This is a genomic window from Rubricella aquisinus (assembly GCF_014199445.1).
Classification (GTDB): Bacteria; Pseudomonadota; Alphaproteobacteria; order Rhodobacterales; family Rhodobacteraceae; genus Rubricella; species Rubricella aquisinus.
In genome coordinates this window covers 379,518-399,830 of sequence record NZ_JACIJS010000001.1, presented here as the reverse complement: position 1 = coordinate 399,830, position 20,313 = coordinate 379,518, and the positions used below count along the sequence as shown (strand labels likewise).

Here is a 20,313-nt window from a genome sequence, read left to right as displayed (position 1 = left end):
CCCCGGTAATCCGGCATCCCCCCGATCCAACCCCGCCATGACGCGGGGCCTGACTGCATTTCCAAACTGAAAGGGTCCATCCATGCGACCTGTGATTTATGACGTGGCCGTCACGCTTGACGGCTTTATTGCGGCACCTGACGGCGATTTTTCGATGTTTCCGGGTGAGGGGCCGCATCTGCAACCCTATTTTGACCGCCTGATGACCTATGACGCCGTGGTGATGGGCGCGGCGACCTATCGCGTCGGGCTGGATGCCGGGTTGGCGCATGGCGCGCGGGCCTATCCGCATATGCACCATGTGGTATTCAGCCAAACCTTGCCCGATGTGCCGGATGGCGCCATTGAGCTCTGCCGGTCCGATCCGGCGACCCGGGTTGCCGCGCTCAAGGCTGAGGCAGGTGGCGCGATCTATCTGTGCGGGGGCGGGCAGCTTGCCTCAGCACTGCTTCACGCAGGGCTGATCGACCGGGTGCGGATCAAGCGCGCGCCAATCGTGCTTGGTCATGGCATCCCGCTTTTCACCACAGGACGGGCAGAAATGACGCTTGTGACTTGCGAGCCTTATGCCAATGGCGTTGTCTATCTGGATTATGAGGTGAACAGGGGGTGACATGCGGGTGATCTGGCGCGGAATGCGGCTTTTGATCCGCAGTGTGCTTTTGTTGGCCGTGGCCTTTGTGCTGCTGGTCGCGGCGGGGCGCTGGATCACCCCACCCATGTCCGTGCTGATGGTGCAAGAGCGGCTGCGCCTTGGGCAACTGGATCAGACATGGGTGCCGCGCGAACGGATCTCCCCCCATCTGATGCGCGCCGCCATCGCGGGGGAGGACGCGCAGTTCTGCGCGCATTTCGGCTTCGACATGGAGGCGATACAGGAGGTGCTGGATACCGGCCAATCGCGCGGGGCTTCCACCATCTCCCAACAGGTGGCCAAGAATGCCTATCTTTGGCCCGCGCGCAGTTGGGTCCGTAAAGGGGCAGAGGCCGGCGTGACCCTGATCATCGAGGCGACATGGCCGAAAGCGCGGATCATGGAGGTCTACCTTAACGTCGCGGAAATGGGCGAGGGCGTGTTCGGGGCGGAGGCCGCCGCGTGGCATTGGTACGGCGTGCCCGCGCGGGATCTGTCCTTGCGCCAGTCCGCGCAGCTTGTCGCGATCCTCCCCAATCCGCGCGCGCGTGATCCCAAGAACCCACCTCCCAGCCGCGCCCGGCGCGTGGCGCAGATCATGGATGGGGCAGAGACGATCCGGCGGGATGGTCGGGCGGCGTGCGTTGATCCGGAGTGAGGCCTTGGACCGATCAGCGCCGAAGGCGCCGGTCCAGCGGCCGCCCGCCCCCAGGCGGCCGCTTCTGCGACGTGGGCCATAAGCGGAAAGAGTTAGAGTTTCTTCGCAGATAAAGTGTTTAGCGGCGGGGTATCAGCGGCCCCCTCGGGCGACCGCTGGACCGGCTTTGGTCTCACACCCTGACAAATGTCAGGTAATGGGGTGTGCGGCCTTCCCGCAGGGCCTTCGCCTCATAGCGGGTGCGGTGCCAGTCGGACCATGGCTGCCGCCAGTCCGCCGCACTGTCCGCCGTCCACGCAAATTCCGGCATCTGGTGGATCACTTCGAGCGTTTGGCGCACATAATCCTCGATATCCGTGGCCACATGGAAACGGGTGCCGGGCTTCATCGCGCGGGCGAGCGGGCGGAGGTTCTCCTCGATCACGAAGCGGCGGCGGTGATGGCGCGCTTTCGGCCAAGGATCGGGATAGAGCAGGAACGCGCGATCCAGCGTCGCCTCCGGGATCACGTCGAGCATGTCGCGCGCATCCCCGGCGAGCACGCGGATATTGTCCACCTGCTCCCGCTCCACCTTTGAGAGGCACGCGGCCACACCGTTCACATAAGGCTCACAGCCGATGATGCCGACGCCCGGGTTCGCCTGTGCCTGCGCCACCATATGCTCCCCCGCGCCAAAGCCGACCTCCAGCCAGACGGGGCAATCGCGCCCGAACAAGGCGGCCATGTCGATGGGGGTGCGGTCGGGGTTTTCTTCCCAGCTTACGCCTTTGGGGCTGATCGTGGGCAAGAAATGCTCCAACAGATCGGCCTGCCGTCCGCGCAGGGTCTTGCCAAAGCGGCGGCCATAGAAATTGCGCCACGGGGCGCCGGTCGGGTGGGTGTCGGATGTATCGCTCATAGGGCGGAGCGTTAGCGTCTCCGCCCGCCGGGATCAAGCGATGCTGAACGTCACGCTGCCCAGATGATCGAAATCAGCGGCGTAGTGATCGCCCGTCGCCAAGGGCAGAACCGGCGTGAGCGAGCCGGTGATGACGATCTGCCCGGCGCGCAACGGCTCCCCAATGGCGATCAACGCATCCGCGAGCCAGCCCAGCGCGTTCAGCGGATGATCAAGACAGGCCGCCCCCGTGCCAGTGCCGACCTCATCCCCATTCCGCATTGCCCTGACGCCGAGCGTGGTAAGGTCAATCCCCTCCAGCGCCACCTGCCGGTCGCCAAGGATCACGCGCGCGCTCACCGCGTAATCCGCGATCATGTCAGGCAGGGCAAAGCCCCAATCGGTGATCCGGCTGTCCACAATCTCAATCGCGGCGGTGACATGCGTGATGTGTTTGGTGAGTGCCGCGCGGGACAGGCCCGGTTCGGTTACATCCTGTGAGAAGGTGAAGGCCAGTTCCGGCTCCACCTTTGGGGCGATAAACGCCGCCGCGTCGAGCGTGACGCCAGAGCGCAGCACACGATCCACGAAAATCGGGCCATGCACCGGCTCATGCACGCCAAGCTGCTCTTGCACCAGTTTCGAGGTCAGCCCGATCTTCCGCCCGGCAAGGGCGCGCCCATCCTGCATGGCGCGCGCGATAAGCTGCCGCTGGATCGCATATCCCCGCTCCGGCGTGCCGATGTCAGCGGCAAGGGTCGCGATCGGGGTCGCGTCCCGTTCGGCATGATAGATGCGGTTGGTGAGGCTCTCGATATCCATAGTCGCAGCATTGCGACAGGTGCGCTTACGCGTCAAGCGTGCCGCTGCCTGAGAGGTGAGGAGCCTCCGGCGGGAGGTATTTGGGGAAAAAAGAAAACGGGCGCGCCGAGGGATCAGCGCGCCCGACAAGGACAGAGAAAGACGTCTTAGGCCAGCTTTTTCAGCGCATCCACGAGATCGGTCTTTTCCCAGGAGAAGCCGCCATCTGCCTCTGGCGCGCGCCCGAAATGGCCATAGGCCGCGGTGCGCTGGTAAATCGGGCGGTTCAGGTCGAGGGTTTCGCGGATGCCGCGCGGGGTCAGGTCCATCGCCTGCGCGACGGCCTTTTCGATCACGCTCTCATGCACTTCGCCCGTGCCATATGTGTCGGCATAGACGGAAAGCGGCTTTGCCACGCCAATCGCGTAGGACAGCTGGATCGTGCATTTCTTGGCCATGCCTGCGGCCACGACGTTTTTCGCCAGATAGCGCGCGGCATAGGCGGCAGAGCGGTCCACTTTCGTCGGATCCTTGCCGGAGAACGCGCCGCCGCCATGCGGGGCCGCGCCGCCATAGGTGTCCACGATGATCTTACGCCCCGTGAGGCCCGCATCGCCATCAGGGCCACCGATCACGAATTTGCCGGTCGGGTTCACATGCCATTCGGTGGCGTCGGTGATCCAGCCTTCGGGCAGGGTTTCGCAGATATAGGGCTCGACAATCGCGCGCACATCATCGCTTGACAGGTTTGGGTCGAGGTGCTGGGACGAGAGCACGATGGAGGTCACGTCGCGCGGCACCCCATCCACATAGCGGATGGAAAGCTGGCTTTTCGCGTCGGGGCCAAGTGCCGGCTCCGTCCCGTTTTTGCGCACTTCAGCAAGGCGGCGCAGGATCGCGTGGCAATACTGGATCGGGGCGGGCATCAGTTCGGGCGTTTCATCGGTCGCATAGCCGAACATGATCCCCTGATCGCCCGCACCATCGGTGCCAACACCCTGCCAGATATGGGCGGATTGTTCGTGCAGCAGGTTGGTGACTTCGCAGTTCTGCCAGTGGAAGCCGTCCTGCTCATAGCCGATGTCGCGGATGCAATCGCGCGCGATACTGTCGACCTTGTCGAGCATGTTTTTCAGGTTGGCCTGATCGGCAAGCCCGACCTCCCCACCGATCACCACGCGATCAGTCGTTGCGAAGGTTTCGCAGGCGACACGGGCATTTGCCTCTTCCGCGAGGAAAGCGTCGAGGATCGAATCCGAAATGCGGTCACAAACCTTATCGGGATGACCTTCCGAAACGGATTCGGACGTGAAGATATAGTTCTGGCGGGACATGCAGCGCTCCGAATTAAAGGATACAATCCGGTGAAGCAGGAAGCCGCCGCAGCCGGAAGGATAGGCAAGATTACCTACAGCGCGCGTTGATAACGGACTTGAGCAAAAACGCAATCCCTTCACCCCATGATCCGAGGGGGCGAAGTTGCGGCATAGTGTACGAAAGATGAACGCAAAACGCCCCGGCGGATAGGCCGGGGCGCAGAAAACAATTGGATCCGTCGCTTATGCCAGCGACGGATCAATCTCTTTACAGGCCGCGACAAGGCCCTTCACCGCGTTGACGGAATTGTCGAACATTGCCTGTTCGTCCTCGTTCATCGCGATCTCGACGACCTTTTCGATGCCGCCCGCGCCGATCACGGTCGGGACGCCAACATAAAAGCCGTTGAGGCCATAGGCGCCATCAACATAGGCCGCGCAGGGCAGCAGGCGCTTTTGATCGTTGAGATAGGCTTCGGCCATCTGGATTGCGGAGGCGGCCGGAGCGTAGAACGCGGAGCCGGTCTTGAGCAAGCCCACGATCTCTGCGCCGCCATCACGGGTGCGCTGCACGATGCTGTCGAGCCGCTCTTGCGTGGTCCAGCCCATTTTCACCAGATCGGGCAGCGGAATGCCTGCAACGGTGGAATAACGCACCAGCGGCACCATCGTGTCGCCATGCCCGCCCAGAACGAAGGCGGTCACGTCCTTGCGGGACACGTTGAATTCCTCGGCAAGGAAATGACGGAAGCGTGCGCTGTCCAGAACGCCCGCCATGCCAACGACCTTCTCGGTCGGCAGGCCGGAGAATTCGCGCAGCGCCCACACCATCGCATCCAGCGGATTGGTGATGCAGATCACGAACGCGTCGGGCGCGTGGGCTGCGATGCCTTCGCCGACGGATTTCATGACCTTGAGGTTGATACCAAGAAGGTCATCGCGGCTCATGCCGGGCTTGCGCGCCACGCCAGCGGTGACGATGCACACATCCGCGCCCGCAATGGCCGAGTAATCATTCGCGCCGGAGAAATCCCCGTCCAGCCCGTCAACCGGGCCGCTTTCCGCAATATCGAGTGCCTTACCCTGCGGGGTGCCTTCCGCGATGTCGAACAGGACGACGTCGCCCAATTCCTTGATCGCGGCGAGGTGCGCCAGCGTTCCGCCAATTTGACCCGCACCGATAAGTGCAATCTTTGCTCGTGCCATGGAAAATCTCCTTTTGGGACCGATGAGATGGCGTTTCCCTACTCCCATCAGCCCCGTTTCGCAACGATTCACACACAGATGCGTCATTAAGGCATACAATTGTGTACAGTCGTGACATCTCGTGGGTAGGTAGATAGACCGGATGTCATGGAAATGGACCTCACATTCTTTGCCATGGCGATCCCGGCGGTGATCTTTGCCGGGATATCGAAGGGCGGGTTCGGGTCGGGCGCTGCGTTTGCGGCGGCCCCGTTTCTGGCGCTGGTGTTCGATCCGGCAACCGCCGTGGCATTCATGCTGCCCTTGTTGATGCTGATGGATGTGAGTGCCCTCAAACCCTATTGGCGCAAATGGAGCTGGCCGGATGCGCGTGCGCTGATGATCGGCGGCATTCCGGGCGTGGGTCTGGGTGTGGTGTTCTTCAATGTGACGGATGCGGATGCCGTGCGGCTTTTGATCGGGCTGATCGCGCTTGGCTTCGTGGCGTTTCAACTGGCGCAGGGGCAGGGCTGGATCAGGGTGGCGGAGCGGCCCTTCTCCAACCTGCGGGCCGGGGTCTGGGGCATGGTGGCGGGGTTCACCAGTTTTGTCAGTCATGCCGGCGGGCCACCCGCCGCCGTGCATCTTTTGGGTCAGCGGCTGAGCAAGGAGCAGTATCAGGCGACCACCGTGATCGTGTTCTGGTGGATCAATCTGGTGAAATTTGTGCCCTATGCCGCACTTGGCCTGTTCACCTCAGCCACGGTGATGGCAAATCTGGTGATGATCCCCTTCGCGCTGTTTGGCGTCTGGGCCGGGATCGCGTTGCATCACCGGATTTCGGCAGTGTGGTTTTTCCGCGTGACCTATGTGCTGTTGACCCTGACCGGGACGAAGCTGGTGTTTGACGCGGTGACGTGAGGGGTTTGACAGAGGGTCGCGCCCTCCCTCGGGTGGGCGCGCTTTCTATTCCGCTAAACGTTTTATGGTGCGGACCATTCGGTCGCTGACGCGGGTTGATACGTTGAAATGCGCCCTCCCATGGGGGAGGGAGGGCGCGACCCGGCGGCTTCGCCTTGATTCCGGGTCATTACACATACCGGTTGACGATATTCTCCAGCGCCTCTTGCCTGCCGGAGCGGGGTTGCGGGTCGATCCCTTCCGACACCACCCGCTCGAAAATCGCGTCGAGTGAGGTGTCGAGCAGCCCTTGCTCCCCGTCCCATCCGGCATAGCGGGCACGCCGCGCGTCCTCCAGCTTGCCGTCCTCCAGCATCGCTGCTGCGGCCTTTAGCCCCCGGGCACACACATCCATCCCGCCGATATGCGCAATCAGCAGATCCTCGGGATCAAGGCTTTGCCGCCGCAATTTCGCGTCGAAATTGGTGCCCCCGGTGGTAAATCCACCACCGCGCAGGATCTCGTAGTAAGCGAGTGCGACTTCAGGCACGTTGTTGGGAAACTGGTCGGTATCCCAGCCGGACTGGTAATCGTTGCGGTTCATGTCGATGGACCCGAAAATACCGAGCGCATTCGCAAGCGCGATCTCATGCTCAAATGAATGCCCTGCCAGGATCGCGTGACCCTGTTCGATATTCACGCGCACCTCATCCTCAAGCCCGTAGCGTTTCAGGAAGCCATAAACGGTGGCCACGTCGTAATCATACTGATGCTTGGACGGTTCCTGCGGTTTCGGTTCGATAAGGATCATGCCTTCAAACCCGATCTTATGCTTGTACTCGACCACCATGTTGAGGAACCGGCCCATATGATCGAGTTCCTGCGAAAGATCGGTGTTGAGCAGCGTCTCATAGCCTTCGCGTCCACCCCAGAGCACATAATTTTCTCCCCCGAGTTTCAGCGTCGCATCCATGCAGGTTTTCACGGTCGCGGCGGCATAGGCGAACACATGCGGGTCAGGATTGGTCGCTGCACCCGACATCCAGCGCCGGTCGGAGAACATGTTGGCCGTGCCCCACAGAAGCTTGCGCCCCGTCTCCGCCTGCTTTTGCGCGAACAGATCGACCATGGCCTCAAGGTTGCGCGTGCTTTGCGCAAAACTGTCCCCTTCGGGCCGCATGTCTACATCGTGAAAGCAGTAATACGGCGCGCCAAGGATGCGGAACATGTCAAAGGCCACATCGGCCTTGAGCCGCGCATCCTCCATCGTGCCGCCGAACCATGGCCGGTCAAACGTGCGCCCGCCAAAGGGGTCGCCGCCCTCCCACGCGAAATTGTGCCAATAACACACGGCAAAACGCAGGTGATCCTCCATCCGTTTGCCCATCACCACCTCATCGGGGTTGTAATGGCGGAAGGCCAGCGGGTTGTCGCTGTCCGGGCCTTCATACTGAATGGGGGCGATGTCGCCGAAGAATGCGCTCATGGCTCAAAACTCCTTGAGGGCGGTATAGGCCGCTTTGAATGTTTGATGTTTGTCCGCAAAAGCGGTGATCAGCTCCGCGTCGGGTTTTATGGTGCGGGCGATTTTTGGGGCGGTCGCCACATCGGCCACATCCGCGCCGGTCGCGGCACAAAGCCCGAGCCGTGCCGCGCCAAACGCGCCGCCGAAATCCCCCGCTTCGGGCAAATCGACCGGAATGCCGAGCGTGCTGGCCAGAACCGCGCACCAATACTCTGATTTGGAGCCGCCGCCGACCGCCGTCACCCGCTCAAGTGTGGTGCCCGCCGCCGCCAGCGCGTCCCTGCAATCGGCAAAGGCGAAGGCAACGCCTTCCATCACCGCGCGGGCAAGCGTGCTGGCGTCATCCGCATGATCAAGCCCGATCATCGCACCGCGCGCACCCGCATCATTATGCGGCGTCCGCTCCCCCCCCAGATAAGGCAGGAACAGCGCGCGCCCCGGCGCTTGAAGCGGGCCAAGCGGCGCGGTGAGCGCCTGCGCGTCAGATCCCGCCACCTTGGCAAACCAATTGAGCGCATCGGTCGCCGCCAAAATCACGCCCATCTGGTGCCACCGATCCGGGGCGGCGTGGCAGAATGTGTGCACCGCACTCGCCGGGTTGGGGCGGTAGGCGTCATTCGCGGCAAACAGCACACCGGACGTGCCGAGGGAGGCAAATGCCTGTCCTTCCTCAAGGCATCCCATCCCGATGGCGGAGGCGGCGTTATCGCCCCCACCGCCTGCAACGATGATCCCTTTGGGCAGGCCGAACCTGTCGGCCAGCGTGTCACGCAGCGTGCCGCTCGGTGCGGACCCTTCGACAAGGGTGGGCATATGTTCGCGTGTCAGGCCGGTTTCGGCCAACAGATCATCCGACCAGTCACGCGCGGCCACATCCAGCCACGCGGTGCCCGCCGCGTCGGACATCTCCGACACATGCGCGCCCGTCAGCCAGAGCCGCAGATAGTCCTTGGGCAGCAGCACCTTCGCGACTTTGGCAAAGAGGGCAGGCTCATGGTTGGCGGCCCAAACGAGTTTTGGTGCGGTAAAGCCGGGGAAAACGATGTTGCCTGCGATCCGCTGAAACTGCGGATCGCCGTCGAGCATTTCGGCCTCTGCTGCAGCACGGGTGTCATTCCACAGGATACAGGGGCGCAGCACATTGTCCGCGCGGTCCAGCAGGGTCGCGCCGTGCATCTGCCCGGATAGCCCGATCCCCTTGAGCGTGCTGAGATCATGCGCCTGCCCGAGGGCCGAAAAGACCGCCTCACAGGCGGTGATCCAATCGGCGGGGGCCTGTTCCGACCAGCCGCTTTGCGGGCGGCTGACCGTGAGGGGCGCTGTGGCCTGACCGATGATGGTTTGACCATCATCAATCAGCAGCCCCTTGATCCCGGACGTGCCGAGGTCCAGCCCAAGGAACATTACGCCGCCTGACCGGGCTTTTTCCCGAGGATGATCATGCCGAGGATGTCGTCATCGGTCACGTCCTCCACCCGTTCCGTCCCGACAAGCTGCCCGTTCTTCATCACCGACACGCGGTCGCACAGGTCCATCACATCGTGAATGTCATGGCTGATGAGGAAAATGCCCAAGCCCTGCTTTTTCAGCTCTTGGATCAGTTCCGCGACCATCTTGGTCTCTTGCGGGCCAAGGGCGGCGGTCGGCTCGTCCATGATAAGGATCTTGGCGTTGAAATAGACCGCCCGGGCGATGGCCACGGATTGCCGCTGACCGCCCGACAGGGCCGAAACCGGCTCCGCGAATTTTTGGAAGTTGGGGTTGAGGCGGGCCATGATCTTGCGCGTTTCGGCCTCCATCTGCCCATCATCGACAAGCCCGAATGGTGTGACCAATTCACGGCCCAAGAACAGGTTGGATGCCGCATCAAGGTTATCTGCCAGCGCGAGCGTCTGATAGATCGTCTCGACGTTATAGCGGCGGGCATCGCGGGGGGAGTTGATCGTCGCCTCCTCCCCGTTGATGAAAATCTTGCCGCTATCGGCCTTATAGGCACCGGACAGAACCTTGATCAGCGTGGATTTGCCCGCGCCATTATGGCCCAATAGGCCCACGACTTCCCCCGGATACAGATCGACAGAGACGTGATCGACCGCCTTGATCCCCCCGAAAGAGATCGAGATGTCGCGCATTTCAACAAGGGGCGTCGTCATATCTTTGCTCCTGTCCGCTTCCGGTAGATGATGTCGATCAGAACGGCGGCGACCAGCACCGCGCCCACCACGATATTTTGCAACGGCGCGTCCACGCCAACCATGGCCATGCCCGATTGCAGGGATTGCATGATGAGTGCGCCAAGGATCGCGCCATAAATGGTGCCAAGCCCTCCGGCGAGCGCCGTGCCGCCGATGACGGCAGCCGCGATCACGCGCAACTCATCCAGCGTGCCGATATCGTTGGAATGGTTCGACAGGCGGGCCGAGGCGACGATGGCCGACAGCGCACACAGCGCGCCCATCAGGGCAAACACCTTTACCGTCAGCATCCGCGTGTTGATGCCCGACAGTTCCGCCGCATCCGGGTTGCCACCCGTGGCAAAGATATACCGGCCAAGCCGCGTGCGCTGGGCGATCACGGTCATCCCGATGGCAACGATGATCAATAGCAGCACGGAAATCGGCATCCCGTAGGAGGCGGTGAAGCCTTCGGGCATAATCTCGCCCCGGTCCTCGAACATCCGTTCAAGACGGCGAGACGGGATTTCATAGGCGTTGAGCGTGGCGACAAACCCCATGATCGCAGCGACCACGATGCCGGAGATCGTCACTTCGGCCCACATCGGCTTTACCGGGAAGCCATGCGCGCTTTTCTTGCGCCGGGATTGGAACAGGATCGCGACGGCGGCGGCTGCCGCGATGGCGCCGACGATCCAGGACCATGTTTCGCCCAGCGTGCCGTTTGTGCCGCCAAAAATGAGGAAGGTCGGATCAAGCGGCCCGATCGTCTGACCATTGGTCAGATACCACGCCACGTTGCGCCACACGAGCAGCCCGCCAAGGGTCACGATGAAGGCTGGGATCGACAGATAGCCAACAAGCCAGCCATGAAACGCTCCGATCAATGTGCCGGTCAGCATCCCGGTGATCGCGGCGAGCACCCAGATCATCGGGTGGCCCAGCGGCAGACCGATCACATCGGGCAGGATCGCGGTTTGCATCATCGCCATCACAGCAGAGCAGGTCGCGAGCAATGCGCCGACGCTCAGGTCGATATGGCGGGTAACGATGATAAACACCATGCCCGTCGCCATGATCGCCACCGAAACCGTCTGGATCGTGAGGTTGAACACATTGCGCGGGGTCAGGAAACGGCCATCCGTGAACACGTTGAACACGATACACAGCACGAGAAACGCGCCGATCATGCCCAAGAGGCGGGTGTCTATTTCCAGGGTGTCAAGAAGGCTCCGGCGCTTTGCAGCGCCCGGTACGGGGTGCGATGTATCGGTCATGATATGTGTGTCCGTTGCTGACGGTCAGTGTCGCGGCACGCTGAAAACAGGAAATCAGCGTGCCGCGGGAAAGGCAGGCGGTGCGTATTTGGCCCTGCACCGCCTACCGATGGGTCAAGCCCGTGGGCTTAGTTGCACGGCGCCGGGCCGTTGCTCACACCCTGGCAGAGCGACTCTTGGGTGATCCAGCCAGCATCGACGACGACAGTGAGGTTGTCAGCGGTGACAGGCACCGGCTCAAGGAAACGTGCATACATTTCCGTACCACCCGGGGAGGTCCAAAGACCCGCACCCGCAACGGCGGACATATCCGCACCACCCGCAAGAGCGGCTGCGATTTCACCGGCGGCGCGGCCCAGATCACGCGCGTCTTTCCAGACGGACACGGTCTGCGTGCCTTTGGCAACACGGTTCAGAGCGGCATGATCACCATCCTGACCGGAGACGGGGATGCCGTCCATGCCCTGAGCGGCGAGGGCTGCAACCGCACCACCTGCGGTGCCGTCATTGGAGGCAACAACCGCATCGACGTTGTTGTCCTGCGCGGTGAGGATCTGCTCCATGTTGCGCTGGGCGTTCGCGGGCAGCCAGCCATCGGTATAGGCTTCTGCCACGATGGTGATTGCGCCGCTGTCGATTGCCGCTTGCAACACTTCCTGCTGACCACCACGGAGGAAATCCGCGTTCGGGTCGGTCGGGGAGCCCTTGATCATGACGTAGTTGCCGGAAGGCTGTGCTTCCAGAACCGCGCGTGCCTGCATCCGGCCCACTTCAACGTTGTCAAAGGTGAGGTAGAACGCGCGCGGATCTTCGATCAGGCGGTCATAGCCGACAACCGGGATACCTTCATCATCTGCGGCCTGAACAGCCGGGCCAATGGCCTGCGCGTCCTGCGCAAGGATGATGAGCGCGTCAACGCCCTGTGCGATGAGGCTTTCGATGTCGGAAAGCTGCTTTGCCGAAGAGGACTGCGCGTCGGCGGACACATAGGCCGCACCCGCTGCTTCAAGCGCCGCTTTGATCGCCGCTTCGTCAGTCTTCCAGCGCTCTTCCTGGAAATTGGACCAGCTCACGCCAACCGTGATGTCCTGTGCAAGTGCGGGCGCGGTCAAACCGGCGGCAAGCACTGCTGCGAGCATTACACTCTTATGCATTCAAGTATCCTCCCTTGGATGGTCATTCCGGAGTCCCCGCAAAACGCAGCCCCGGTGATTGCAGGAGGAGAATGACAGATTAATTTCATTTGTCAAAATTAATTTGACGACATGTCGCACCCTCACTAGGGTTTCAGGGGCTGCGGGTGGCTATGCGAAACCAAAATCGTTATTCAAACCGGTTTTAATTTCGGAAATCGAATAAAATGCTGCACTGCAATAGAACGACTTGGCCCTGGGGAGGTGCCTGACATGACTGGATACGGCCCGCTGATTCCGCCCGACTCCTATGAACAGCGCCCGTTGCGCCAGCAGGTTCTGGAGCGGATTCGCGCCACCGGGCAGGCCGCGCGAATCGACATTGCCAAGAGCCTGAACATCAGCCCCGGCACCGTGACGCAGATCACATCCGACCTCATTTCAATGGGTCTGATTGAGGAGGTACAGGCCGCCGATACCGGGATCGTGCGGGGGCGCCCGCGTGTGGCGCTTGGTATGCGGGCGGATGCGCATCTGGTTGTGGGGATCAAGCTCAGCGATGTGCTCGACAGTGCGGTGATCGTCGATTCCACGGGCAAAACGCTGGCAGAGGCCGCACTGCCCTGCCGCCCGACGCTCCATAGCACCGAAGATATCCTTGCCCGCACCGCGCGGACGCTCGATGCCGTTCTCTCCGTGGGCGGATTGGAGCGGGGCGATATTTCCGCCATCGGCTTGGGTCTGCCGGGCTTCATCGACAACGTATCGGGCTTTGTCCATTGGTCGCCCATCATGATGGATCGTGGGGTCGGTTTGCGCGACATGGCGCAAAAGCATCTGGGCGTATCCGTCCATATCGACAACGATGCCAATCTCGTGGCGCTCGCCGAATTGTGGTTCGGGACGGAGCGGGAGCGGTCGGATTTCGTTGTGGTAACGATCGAGCACGGCCTTGGCATGGGTGTTGTCTTGAACCACCGCCTCTATCGCGGCGCGCGCGGCTGTGGCCTTGAGTTCGGTCATACCAAGGTGCAGCTTGACGGGGCGCTCTGCCGCTGTGGCCAGCGCGGTTGCCTTGAAGCCTATGTCGCGGATTACGCACTGGTGCGGGAGGCCGCGACGGCGCTGGGCTGGCTTGGCGATCCGTCGTTGGCCTCTGGTCAGGTGCTGGAGCAGTTGTTCGAGCAGGCGAAGGCCGGGAACATGGCCGCGCGCTCCATCTTTCACCGGGCGGGGCGGTATCTGGCGCTGGGCTTGGCCAATCTGGTCAACCTGTTCGATCCGAGCCTGATTATCCTGTCGGGGGAGAGGATGGATTATGACTACCTTTATGCAGAGGAAGTGATCGCGGATATGCGGCGCAGCTCCATCCATCTCGAAACGCCACCGCCCGAGATACGCACGCACCGCTGGGGCGATCTGTTATGGGCCAAAGGGGCCGCTGCTTTGGCGATGTCGGGCCTGTCCGAAGAGATCATCAGCATGGCGTCGGAGGCGGCTGAATGAGGCTGTTGTCTTGCGCCCTGCTGGCGGCGAGCCCCGTGTGCGCGCAACCGTCCTTTGTGAACCGGATGCCGGAGCAGGGCTTCACCCATCAATATAGCGGCGGATGGGAGCATTTCGTGGGCGGTGGCGTGGCTGCGTTTGACTGCAACGGCGATGCGTTCCCCGAACTCTACGTCGCGGGTGGGGAGACGCCGGCCAAGCTGCTGCGCAACGACACCACGACCCCCGGCGGCCCGCTGCGCTTTGCCGTTGCGGATCAGATGGCGTTGACGGGTGTGACCGGGGCCTATCCGCTCGATATCGACAGCGATGGGCATCTTGACCTGATGATCCTGCGCGTCGGTGCCAATCAGATTTGGCGCGGGCTGGGCGATTGTCAGTTTGAGCGTGCCGATTGGGGATTTGACGGGGGGGACCGCTGGTCCACCGCCTTCAGCGCGACATGGGAGCCGGGACAGGACTGGCCGACGCTTGCCATTGGCAATTATGTGGACCGGACCGATCCCGATGGCCCGTTTGAGGCGTGCGACGTGAACGAATTGCACCGCTGGGACGGCACCCGCTACCGGATGGAAGAATTGGAGCCGGGATTTTGCGCGCTGTCAGTGCTGATCTCCGACTGGGCGCGGGAAGGGCGGCGCGATTTGCGCGTGTCCAATGATCGCCACTACTATGTGCGCGGTGGCGAGGAGCAGATGTGGCGCTTGGATGAGATGCGCCTTCTGACCGAGGCGGACGGCTGGCGCAAAACGGTGATCTGGGGCATGGGCATCGCCAGCCGCGACATCACCGGGGATGGGCGGCCCGAGGTGATGCTCACCTCCATGGGCGATCAGAAACTGCAATATGTCGAGGATGGCCCGCGCCTGCGCGATGCGCCCTTCTCCAGCGGCACCGCTGCGCAACGCCCGTTTTTTGGCGATGATGGTCGCCCATCGACAGGCTGGCATGCCGAATTTGGCGATGTGAATAATGACGGGCTGAGCGATTTGTTCATCGCCAAGGGCAATGTGGATCAGATGCCGTCGAACGCGATGAAAGACCCCAACAATCTACTGATTCAGGGCGCGGATGGCGTGTTTACCGAGGCGGCGGATGTGGCCGGGATCGCCACCGTGGACCGGGCGCGCGGCGCGGTCGTCACCGACCTCAACCGGGATGGACGGCTCGATATCGTGGTGGTCAACCGCCGGGCGGAGCTGGAATTGAACGAAAACCAGACGGAGGGCGGCAATTGGCTGACGGTGGATTTGCAGCAGCGCGGTGCCAATTCACGCGCGGTTGGCGCATGGATCGAGATGCGCAAAGGCGGCGCAGTTGAGGCGCGGGAAGTGACCGTCGGCGGCGGGCATGTCAGCGGCTGGTCCGGGCCGCAGCATTTCGGGCTGGGTCGCGCGGAGATGGCGGAGCTTCGCGTGATCTGGCCCGATGGCACCGCTGGTGACTGGCAGATGCTGGACGCAGGAACGCATCATATCGTGACCCGCGATTAAGCGGGACACGACGCCAGCCTCAAGCCGGTTACATCGGATCAGACGCCGATGAACCGAATATCGTTGAGTGTGAAGGGAACCGTGCTGAACACGGTCAGGTAATTCGTTGCCTCGCCCGCCGTTTCTGTCGCTGCGAAGGTCAGCTTGATTGAGGATTTGAACATGCCGTTCTCCTCCACCTGCTCCATCTCTGCGGTGGCATTGCGATCCTCGGAATCGGCGTTCTGTTCCACCTCGATCACGAGATTGTCTTTGGCCGGATCGAAATCGGTGACCGTGATGAAGCGGCCCTCCATCACGTCCTCGGGTTCCTCGTTTTCGATGGTGTTCATTTGATAGGTGATGTTGAACGTGTCCGCCCCTTCACCCCCGGTGACTTCGACGCCCCCCATATCCGGTTGGAAGTCTTCCGGCACAATGGCGGGTGCGCGCACATTGAGCGTATCATCCCCGTCGCCGCCATCGGCGATCCCGGTTTGACCCTGATCATAGGTTCCGTGATTGAAGTTGATCACGTCATTCCCAGCGCCGCCGTAAAGCTTGTTGCTGTCATCCCCGGTCAGCACATCATTGCCCGCTTCGCCAAGCAGGGTGGTCAGCACACCGTCCGCCCGGAGCGTATCATCGCCCTCACCCCCCCGACACAGTGACAGGGGACGTCATCTCAATATGCGCGGTGTCATTTCCGCCAAGAAGGTTGATCTGATCCGGCTCAAGCGTCGCATCCTGCCCCGCCGGGAGCGTGTCATTTCCTTCGGTGCCGTTCAGAACGTCAGACCCGTCAAACCGAATCTCCTGCCCGTCTTCTTCCTGAGGAGGAGGTGCGGTGTCGTCCTCTTCATCCCCAATAAGATCAAGGGCAACGGTCCCTAGTACTGTTGTCCCAATAAGACCAAATAGAAGTAAGCTCATCACTTTCACCAATCATTTTTATGAAAATGAATGAAAAAAGTTCAATACGTCAACCCGAAATTGACATGCAAAACGATGCATGAACCCGGACGTACTAATAAACTGGGCTTCCCTAACAATAAGATTCGTTTAATTCATTTAAAAAGAGATCACATTTACAGCTGGGCTCCGCTTACCGATCCACAGGCAGGCCGCTCGGGACAGTGTGCGGGATGCCAAATCGGCCGTTGATCGCGGCTTGATCCTCCAGCGATGAGAGGAATGCCAGCAGCGCCGTGACCTCTGCCTCAGTCAGGGGCGTCGCGGGCCGGGTCGCGCGGGCAATGGCTGCGGTTTCCTCTGCATCGGTCAGCAGGGTGAAATCGGGCTTTGGAACATCGCCTGCGGGAAACACCGCCTGCGCCGGGTCATAAGCAGACAGGGCCGTGCCGCTAGTGTGGTGTTGCAGATAGAGCCGCAAATCGCTGATCGCGCCTGCGTGGCCCCATGGGCCGGTCTTTGTGACATTGCGCAAGGACGGTGTGCGGAACGCATAGGCATCCTCCGCGCGGCCCGTGACCCGCATCCGGCCTGTGTCCTGCGAATGGCTCTCAAACCGGTCGGCCTTTCCCGGCCCGATCTGCGGGTCGCCCATCGCGTGAAAGGCGTGATCCGTCAGGAAGGGGCCGCTATGGCATTCCGCGCAGCCCGCCGGGCCGTAGAACAGCGCGGCACCCTCTGCCGCTGCGCCCGTCAGGGGCGTGCCGCGCAGGGCCGCATCAAACCGGCTGGTATCCGACCGCCACTCATGCGCGATGAAGGCCGCGATCGCGTTGGAGATATCGGTGAAATGGATCGCCCGCCCGGCCGCGATGTCCGGCTCGATTTGTGCGAAGCGGTCGGCATATTCGGGGATTGCCGCGACGCGAGCGGCTATCAGATCCCACGCGCCCCCCTCTCCGGTCAGTCGCCCTTGCCGCACGGCCTGTGCCACTTCGTTTTCGCTGTAATGCCCCGCCATCTCATCGCTGCTGAGCACGGGAAACATGGTTTGGGCGGACAACACATTGTCAAAGCCCATGACCATCTCATCCTCCAACGGGGTGCGCAGGCCGGAGGGGCGGTTTGGATCGGCCTCCAGACGCCCATCGTGGAACATCACGGTAAACTCACGCGCGCCAAGGTTGAACAGCGCGGGCGCGTTGCGGGGGATGCGCTGCTCTGGCGCGTTTTCGGGGTCAATGCGCCGCTCAGGGCCAAGCCCGACACCCCCCTCGCCAAAAGACAGAGACACCCCATCCCCAGTGCCAAACCGCGGATGGTGGCACGTCCCGCAGGAGATATTGCGGTTGCCCGACAGGATCGGATCCCAGAACAGAAGCTGGCCAAGTTTGGCCTCCTCCATGTCCACGGGGAGGTAATCGGCATCGGTCACGGGCGGAGGCAGATCAGCCACCGCCGGGAGGGGCAGCGCGGTCAGCGCAAGGGTCAAGAGCAGCTTTTTCATGTCCGAAATCGTGGCCCGGCCCGCGCGCATGTGCAAGCGGGAAGGTTTCATTTCACGATGATTTCCGCCCCTTGCCCGGCGCGGCCATTCGTGATCCACCCAAGGGCATGACACGGTTTGACACGATCATCATTGGCGCGGGGGCCGCAGGGCTGATGTGCGCGGCCCATGCCGGGCCAAATACGCTCGTGATCGACCATGCCAAAGCACCGGGGGAGAAGATTCGCATCTCCGGCGGGGGGCGGTGCAACTTCACCAATATGTATGCCGCGCCAGAGAATTTCCTGTCGCAGAACCCGCATTTCGCCAAATCCGCGCTCAGCCGCTACACCCAATGGGACTTTATCGACCTCGTGGCACGGCATGGCATCGCCTATCATGAGAAAACGCTGGGGCAGTTGTTCTGCGACCATTCCGCGAAGGACATCATCGCGATGCTGCTGGCCGAGATGTCCCCCGCGTCGCTGTGGCTGAATACCACGGTGAAGGAGATCACGCGGAACGATGGCTACACCCTGCGGCTTGATCGGGAGGGGCGGGACGTGACCGTGACCGCGCCCAATCTCGTGGTGGCCTGTGGCGGCAAGTCGATTCCCAAGATGGGCGCGACGGGCTTTGGCTATCAGATCGCCGCGCAATTTGGTCACGACGTGACCGAAACGCGCCCGGCGCTTGTGCCGCTCACCTTCGGCGATCAGCAGAAGGAGGCGTTTCGCGCACTGGCCGGGGTTGCCTGTGATGCGCGTGTGTCGGGTGGGGGCACGGCGTTTGAGGAGGCCGTTTTGTTCACCCATCGCGGGCTGTCTGGCCCCGCGATCCTGCAAATCTCCTCCTATTGGCGGGAAACCGAAGCGATCCGCGTAAACCTTGCCCCCGGTGTGGATGTGTTCGGTGGGTTGCGGGATGTGCGCCAGTCACGGGGCCGCGTCGCACCCGCGACCGCCTTGGCCGAGGTGTTGCCCAAACGGCTCGCGCAGGATGTGGCGGAGCGGGCGGGGGCGCAGGGCAATATCGCGGATATGAACGACACGGCGCTCCGGTCGCTCGCCGATGCGGTCGAGGCGTGGGAGCTTTACCCCATCGGCACCGAAGGCTACCGCACCGCCGAAGTCACCCTTGGGGGCGTGGACACGGATGGCCTCAATGCCCGCACAATGGAGAGTAAATCGGTCCCCGGCCTCTATTTCATCGGGGAGGTCGTGGATGTGACCGGGTGGCTGGGTGGATATAATTTCCAATGGGCGTGGTCGTCTGGCTGGGCGGCGGGGCAGGCGATCCGCGCGACGCTTGCCTGAACCGGCGGCCTGTCCCATGCTGGCGGGATGACAGAATTCAGCGATATTCCGGTGATCGACATCTCCGCCCGCCATGGGCCGGAGCGCGCATCCTTAGCCCAGCGATTTGTAGAGGTTTATGGCAGCGTGGGCTTTGGCTATATCACCGGGCATGGCATTCCCAATGCCCTGATCGACGGCGTATTCGAGGCATCGCGCGCGTTCCACGCCTTGCCGCGTGAGGCGAAGATGGCGGTGGAGTTGGACGCGAACCACCGTGGCTTTATCCCCATCGACACGTCCACGGATGTGAATTCAACACTGGCGGAGGTCACGAAACCCAACCAGTCCGAAAGCTTCATGATGATGCGGGAGGACGCGGCGGGCACGCCCGGCTATCTGTCCGGTCCGAACCAATGGCCCGATCTGCCCGGTTTTCGGGACGCGCTGGAGGCATATAACGCAGCACTCTCGGCGCTGGGTGCGGAGATGATGGTGCTGGTTCTTGAAGGGCTTGGCGTGCCGCCCGGCCCGGTGATGGACGGCTTTGCACCGCCGACGACATGGCTGCGGCTCTTGCACTACCCGCCCCGGCCCGCGGATGCGGCGGAGGATTTATACGGCTCTGCCCCGCATACCGATTTCGGCTGCCTGACCATCCTCGCGCAGGATGGGGTGGGTGGCTTGCAGGTGCAAACCCCCGCCGGGGCATGGGTGGATGCGCCCCGAATTGAGGGATCATTCGTGGTGAATGTGGGTGATATGCTGCACCGGATGAGCAATGGGCGGCTGAAATCGACGCCCCACCGGGTGATCAACCGATCCGGGCAGGAGCGGTATTCCTGCCCGTTCTTCTATGACCCGCATGTCAGCTATACCGTCGCCCCGCTGCCGGGGCAGGGCGGGCCCGGGTTTGAGCCGCTGGTGTTTGGCGATTTCCTGCGCGCTGAATTGACAGCCGGGTATCAGGCCCATCAGGACGAAAAGGGCTGACCCTACTGGACCGGAATCAAGGCGAAGCCGCCGGCCCCTGCTAGGAATTGGTCACATGAAACGCGAAACAGAGGTCCGCGCCCTCCCTCGGGTGGGTGCTGTGACGGCTCCGATACGCGCTTTATTCCCGCCATGCGCATCTAACCCGTGTGCCATTTGAACCTGTGCA

The 20,313-nt window shown here is 62.1% G+C and carries 19 protein-coding genes; 7 read left to right on the top strand and 12 right to left on the bottom strand.

The window, feature by feature from the left end; all coding sequences use genetic code 11:
• Nucleotides 1-82 precede the first annotated feature (82 nt).
• Nucleotides 83-613, top strand: a complete 531-nt coding sequence (locus FHS89_RS01895; protein WP_184007886.1) for a dihydrofolate reductase family protein — start codon at nucleotides 83-85, stop codon at nucleotides 611-613.
• A 1-nt stretch (nucleotide 614) separates the two neighbouring features.
• A complete protein-coding gene (mtgA, locus tag FHS89_RS01890; RefSeq protein ID WP_184007884.1) occupies nucleotides 615-1,292 on the top strand; it encodes a monofunctional biosynthetic peptidoglycan transglycosylase in 678 nt (225 codons plus the stop codon).
• Between the two features lie 172 nt (nucleotides 1,293-1,464).
• Here the strand turns inward: mtgA and trmB are convergent, their stop codons facing one another.
• From trmB to mdh, 4 genes are all read right to left on the bottom strand, one after another.
• Nucleotides 1,465-2,190, bottom strand: a complete 726-nt coding sequence (gene trmB / locus FHS89_RS01885) for a tRNA (guanosine(46)-N7)-methyltransferase TrmB (RefSeq protein WP_184007882.1) — start codon at nucleotides 2,188-2,190, stop codon at nucleotides 1,465-1,467.
• Between the two features lie 33 nt (nucleotides 2,191-2,223).
• Nucleotides 2,224-2,991, bottom strand: a complete 768-nt coding sequence (locus FHS89_RS01880) for a 2-keto-4-pentenoate hydratase (protein WP_184007880.1) — start codon at nucleotides 2,989-2,991, stop codon at nucleotides 2,224-2,226.
• 146 nt (nucleotides 2,992-3,137) lie between these two features.
• Nucleotides 3,138-4,304 carry a methionine adenosyltransferase gene (gene metK / locus FHS89_RS01875; protein ID WP_184007878.1) on the bottom strand — a complete coding sequence of 389 codons (1,167 nt, stop codon included), beginning with the start codon at nucleotides 4,302-4,304 and terminating at the stop codon, nucleotides 3,138-3,140.
• Nucleotides 4,305-4,529: 225 nt separating this feature from the next.
• A complete protein-coding gene (gene mdh, locus FHS89_RS01870; RefSeq protein WP_184007876.1) occupies nucleotides 4,530-5,492 on the bottom strand; it encodes a malate dehydrogenase in 963 nt (320 codons plus the stop codon).
• A 153-nt stretch (nucleotides 5,493-5,645) separates the two neighbouring features.
• Here mdh and FHS89_RS01865 point away from each other — a divergent pair, with 153 nt between their 5' ends.
• Nucleotides 5,646-6,392, top strand: coding sequence for a sulfite exporter TauE/SafE family protein (locus FHS89_RS01865; RefSeq protein WP_425502761.1), 747 nt, complete (start codon nucleotides 5,646-5,648; stop codon nucleotides 6,390-6,392).
• A gap of 169 nt (nucleotides 6,393-6,561) precedes the next feature.
• Here the strand turns inward: FHS89_RS01865 and xylA are convergent, their stop codons facing one another.
• From xylA to xylF, 5 genes are all read right to left on the bottom strand, one after another.
• Nucleotides 6,562-7,857 (bottom strand): xylose isomerase, encoded by a 1,296-nt coding sequence (xylA, locus tag FHS89_RS01860; RefSeq protein WP_184007873.1) that lies wholly within the window; start codon nucleotides 7,855-7,857, stop codon nucleotides 6,562-6,564.
• A gap of 3 nt (nucleotides 7,858-7,860) precedes the next feature.
• Nucleotides 7,861-9,300: a xylulokinase gene (gene xylB, locus FHS89_RS01855; RefSeq protein WP_184007871.1), complete on the bottom strand. Its 1,440-nt coding sequence runs from the start codon at nucleotides 9,298-9,300 to the stop codon at nucleotides 7,861-7,863.
• A complete protein-coding gene (locus tag FHS89_RS01850) occupies nucleotides 9,300-10,049 on the bottom strand; it encodes an ATP-binding cassette domain-containing protein (RefSeq protein WP_184007869.1) in 750 nt (249 codons plus the stop codon). Before FHS89_RS01850 ends, xylB begins: the two co-directional genes overlap by 1 nt.
• Entirely contained in the window at nucleotides 10,046-11,347 is a 1,302-nt protein-coding gene (locus FHS89_RS01845) for a sugar ABC transporter permease (RefSeq protein ID WP_184007867.1), read from the bottom strand. Before FHS89_RS01845 ends, FHS89_RS01850 begins: the two co-directional genes overlap by 4 nt.
• 128 nt (nucleotides 11,348-11,475) lie before the next feature.
• On the bottom strand, nucleotides 11,476-12,486 hold the full coding sequence (gene xylF / locus FHS89_RS01840; RefSeq protein WP_425502770.1) for a D-xylose ABC transporter substrate-binding protein: 1,011 nt from the start codon (nucleotides 12,484-12,486) through the stop codon (nucleotides 11,476-11,478).
• A gap of 267 nt (nucleotides 12,487-12,753) precedes the next feature.
• Here xylF and FHS89_RS01835 point away from each other — a divergent pair, with 267 nt between their 5' ends.
• The gene (locus FHS89_RS01835) at nucleotides 12,754-13,986 is read left to right on the top strand and encodes an ROK family protein (protein WP_184007863.1); all 1,233 of its coding nucleotides are present in this window, start codon (nucleotides 12,754-12,756) and stop codon (nucleotides 13,984-13,986) included.
• Nucleotides 13,983-15,479 (top strand): CRTAC1 family protein, encoded by a 1,497-nt coding sequence (locus tag FHS89_RS01830; protein WP_184007861.1) that lies wholly within the window; start codon nucleotides 13,983-13,985, stop codon nucleotides 15,477-15,479. The genes FHS89_RS01835 and FHS89_RS01830 overlap by 4 nt, the downstream gene beginning before the upstream one ends.
• Before the next feature lie 38 nt (nucleotides 15,480-15,517).
• Here the strand turns inward: FHS89_RS01830 and FHS89_RS01825 are convergent, their stop codons facing one another.
• The 3 genes from FHS89_RS01825 to FHS89_RS01815 form a co-directional block, all read right to left on the bottom strand.
• Complete coding sequence (locus FHS89_RS01825) at nucleotides 15,518-16,081, bottom strand: hypothetical protein (protein WP_184007859.1); 564 nt, start codon at nucleotides 16,079-16,081, stop codon at nucleotides 15,518-15,520.
• A 28-nt stretch (nucleotides 16,082-16,109) separates the two neighbouring features.
• Nucleotides 16,110-16,391: a hypothetical protein gene (locus tag FHS89_RS01820; protein WP_184007857.1), complete on the bottom strand. Its 282-nt coding sequence runs from the start codon at nucleotides 16,389-16,391 to the stop codon at nucleotides 16,110-16,112.
• Nucleotides 16,392-16,563: 172 nt separating this feature from the next.
• Nucleotides 16,564-17,877, bottom strand: coding sequence for a cytochrome-c peroxidase (locus FHS89_RS01815; RefSeq protein ID WP_184008447.1), 1,314 nt, complete (start codon nucleotides 17,875-17,877; stop codon nucleotides 16,564-16,566).
• Between the two features lie 107 nt (nucleotides 17,878-17,984).
• Here FHS89_RS01815 and FHS89_RS01810 point away from each other — a divergent pair, with 107 nt between their 5' ends.
• A complete protein-coding gene (locus FHS89_RS01810) occupies nucleotides 17,985-19,172 on the top strand; it encodes a BaiN/RdsA family NAD(P)/FAD-dependent oxidoreductase (RefSeq protein ID WP_184007855.1) in 1,188 nt (395 codons plus the stop codon).
• A gap of 27 nt (nucleotides 19,173-19,199) precedes the next feature.
• The gene (locus tag FHS89_RS01805) at nucleotides 19,200-20,144 is read left to right on the top strand and encodes an isopenicillin N synthase family dioxygenase (RefSeq protein WP_184007852.1); all 945 of its coding nucleotides are present in this window, start codon (nucleotides 19,200-19,202) and stop codon (nucleotides 20,142-20,144) included.
• Nucleotides 20,145-20,313 lie beyond the last annotated feature (169 nt).

What these genes read in the sequence shown, in the direction of transcription:
- FHS89_RS01895 (WP_184007886.1), top strand. Translation starts at nt 83, where the DNA reads ATGCGACCTGTGATTTATGACGTGGCCGTCACGCTTGACGGCTTTATT.
- mtgA (WP_184007884.1), top strand. Translation starts at nt 615, where the DNA reads ATGCGGGTGATCTGGCGCGGAATGCGGCTTTTGATCCGCAGTGTGCTT.
- trmB (WP_184007882.1), bottom strand. Translation starts at nt 2,190, where the DNA reads ATGAGCGATACATCCGACACCCACCCGACCGGCGCCCCGTGGCGCAAT.
- FHS89_RS01880 (WP_184007880.1), bottom strand. Translation starts at nt 2,991, where the DNA reads ATGGATATCGAGAGCCTCACCAACCGCATCTATCATGCCGAACGGGAC.
- metK (WP_184007878.1), bottom strand. Translation starts at nt 4,304, where the DNA reads ATGTCCCGCCAGAACTATATCTTCACGTCCGAATCCGTTTCGGAAGGT.
- mdh (WP_184007876.1), bottom strand. Translation starts at nt 5,492, where the DNA reads ATGGCACGAGCAAAGATTGCACTTATCGGTGCGGGTCAAATTGGCGGA.
- FHS89_RS01865 (WP_425502761.1), top strand. Translation starts at nt 5,646, where the DNA reads ATGGACCTCACATTCTTTGCCATGGCGATCCCGGCGGTGATCTTTGCC.
- xylA (WP_184007873.1), bottom strand. Translation starts at nt 7,857, where the DNA reads ATGAGCGCATTCTTCGGCGACATCGCCCCCATTCAGTATGAAGGCCCG.
- xylB (WP_184007871.1), bottom strand. Translation starts at nt 9,300, where the DNA reads ATGTTCCTTGGGCTGGACCTCGGCACGTCCGGGATCAAGGGGCTGCTG.
- FHS89_RS01850 (WP_184007869.1), bottom strand. Translation starts at nt 10,049, where the DNA reads ATGACGACGCCCCTTGTTGAAATGCGCGACATCTCGATCTCTTTCGGG.
- FHS89_RS01845 (WP_184007867.1), bottom strand. Translation starts at nt 11,347, where the DNA reads ATGACCGATACATCGCACCCCGTACCGGGCGCTGCAAAGCGCCGGAGC.
- xylF (WP_425502770.1), bottom strand. Translation starts at nt 12,486, where the DNA reads ATGCTCGCAGCAGTGCTTGCCGCCGGTTTGACCGCGCCCGCACTTGCA.
- FHS89_RS01835 (WP_184007863.1), top strand. Translation starts at nt 12,754, where the DNA reads ATGACTGGATACGGCCCGCTGATTCCGCCCGACTCCTATGAACAGCGC.
- FHS89_RS01830 (WP_184007861.1), top strand. Translation starts at nt 13,983, where the DNA reads ATGAGGCTGTTGTCTTGCGCCCTGCTGGCGGCGAGCCCCGTGTGCGCG.
- FHS89_RS01820 (WP_184007857.1), bottom strand. Translation starts at nt 16,391, where the DNA reads ATGAGCTTACTTCTATTTGGTCTTATTGGGACAACAGTACTAGGGACC.
- FHS89_RS01815 (WP_184008447.1), bottom strand. Translation starts at nt 17,877, where the DNA reads ATGAAAAAGCTGCTCTTGACCCTTGCGCTGACCGCGCTGCCCCTCCCG.
- FHS89_RS01810 (WP_184007855.1), top strand. Translation starts at nt 17,985, where the DNA reads ATGACACGGTTTGACACGATCATCATTGGCGCGGGGGCCGCAGGGCTG.
- FHS89_RS01805 (WP_184007852.1), top strand. Translation starts at nt 19,200, where the DNA reads ATGACAGAATTCAGCGATATTCCGGTGATCGACATCTCCGCCCGCCAT.